Here is a 1,868-nt window from a genome sequence, read left to right as displayed (position 1 = left end):
TTTTGGTATAGAGGATATAGATTATTTGAAGACTGTTGCTAATGATATATCTAGTATGAAGTCCAATGAGATTTTTCATAAATTTGATGATTATAGTTTTCACTATCCTGATTTGAAATTAAAACGGAGACATATTGATTGGCCTTGTGCTGCCAGTATTGAATATTTGACTGCTCCTTGGATGCTTATGAAGTATAAGAATAAAAGTGATATTTCTGAATATGTTGTTTATTATAGAGAAAGAGGAGATAGTGTTGATGAGTTTGTATATCTCATAGACGTCCTTTCAGCCTACCAGTTAATAGGTGTTGAAAAGAAAATAACAGTAAGACTCTATAACTGTAATCCTAAAGCAGCGATTTACTTTAGGAAGGCAACTGAACAATATCTTCAAAGTTGGGGTATGGAAGATTCAAAAGAAAAAGCATTAAAGAATATAACAGCATCTAGTATTAATGAGATTTTAACAATTAACTTCAATCAACAAGAAATCGGGATGGGTATAAGGGGTTGGAAAGATGAGTAAAAATGGTTATTTATATTATAATTCCGATAAAGACGTATTTGATGCCTTACACAGTAGAAAGTTTGGCTCACAGGTTATAAAGGAGCAACTCAAAGATCGTGGAATAATAGTTTCTAGTCAAGATACTAAAGATACAATAATTGACTATGTAAGCCAGCTTTTTCTTAATTATCATGATCAGGTCTTTATAGTTGAAACCCTAAATAATTCGTCATCAAGAAAAAAATATAACAAGGCTGTTCTTTCTACTAATATGAGCGATGTTGATATCGCTACTGTTGTTGATGAAGTCAAAGTAAATAATAGCCAAAGACTCAATGAAAATGTGGAGATAACTAGACAAAAAGATGGCAAAGCTTTTACGATTGTGACTACCTATACTGAGGCAGACCTTTCAAAGAGTGTAATGTCTCAAAAGTTGACGAAGAGCTCGGAAGTTTACATATGGGAAGATGAAAGTGGAAAAATAAATATAAGAGGTGAGCAGGATAGAAAAAGTAAAGAAGTGATAGAAATGATTCAAGATAAGATTAAATCTGAAGATGAAAGCTCTGAATCATATGTAATAGAATTATCTACAATCACAGACTCTATTCAAAGAAATAAGTTTTTTAAAATTCTTATAAGCTCATTGGATGATTTAGAAGTTGATGATGTCAAACATGTTTCTTTTTCCATTATTGGTGGTCCTGATATTGAAGATGATGGTACGTTGTTGCCCCATGTTAAAGATTTAGTACTTAGAGGTAATTCTGTACTTGAGTCATCAAGTTTCAATCAGATATATCAATCTGGTTACTATATTACTAAGATTGAATGGAGTGCTATTGAGAAAAAATTGAATGGCGAAAAAATTGATTTTTCAGCAGAATTTTCTGACACTGAAAATTGCATGGATTTCAACTGTGCTCCATTAAGGTTTTATAAAAGTAAGAATGACGGCACGTACCAAACAGCCTCTAATAAATTGCCAAATATTGCTATAAGCACTCTTTTAGAGAAGATAGAGAAAGCTGCTATGTGCGCTCACAAGACAATAATTGACCAAAATACTCCAACCTAAATGAGTAATTTAGAAGATGAAAACGTTTAAATGGTTAAAATGTTCTTTCCCTATTTCTGTAGAAGAGTTGTCTGAAAAAATACGTATGGAGAAATATACTGATGAAAATGGATCAGGTTTTCTTATTACACGTTTGAGGCACGATTCTATATCTGGTAAACATATTCAAAAAAAAGTAACAAGTATTTCTGTCACCAATCCTTTTGGAGATGAAAATGAGGTTGAGTTTGTTATATATGATACAACCATTTTTACTATATCTTTCAATGAATCATGGAT

The 1,868-nt window shown here is 31.7% G+C and carries 3 protein-coding genes; all 3 read left to right on the top strand.

The genetic code is table 11. From position 1 onward, the window contains the following. Positions 1-526 (top strand): hypothetical protein (locus QL982_RS14345; RefSeq protein ID WP_290190436.1); only part of this gene is annotated, 526 nt, incomplete at its 5' end. Then, on the top strand, positions 519-1,589 hold the full coding sequence (locus tag QL982_RS14340; protein ID WP_290166056.1) for a hypothetical protein: 1,071 nt from the start codon (positions 519-521) through the stop codon (positions 1,587-1,589). The genes QL982_RS14345 and QL982_RS14340, both read left to right, overlap by 8 nt. Before the next feature lie 16 nt (positions 1,590-1,605). Beyond that, positions 1,606-1,868, top strand: a 263-nt coding sequence (locus QL982_RS14335) for a hypothetical protein (protein WP_290190435.1), incomplete at its 3' end; no start/stop codon positions are given.

Origin of the sequence: Psychrobacter sp. 5A.1 (assembly GCF_030407455.1) — a bacterium.
Classification (GTDB): domain Bacteria; phylum Pseudomonadota; class Gammaproteobacteria; order Pseudomonadales; family Moraxellaceae; genus Psychrobacter.
The sequence above is the reverse complement of the archived record's forward strand: the minus strand, read 5'-3'. Positions and strand labels throughout refer to the sequence as shown.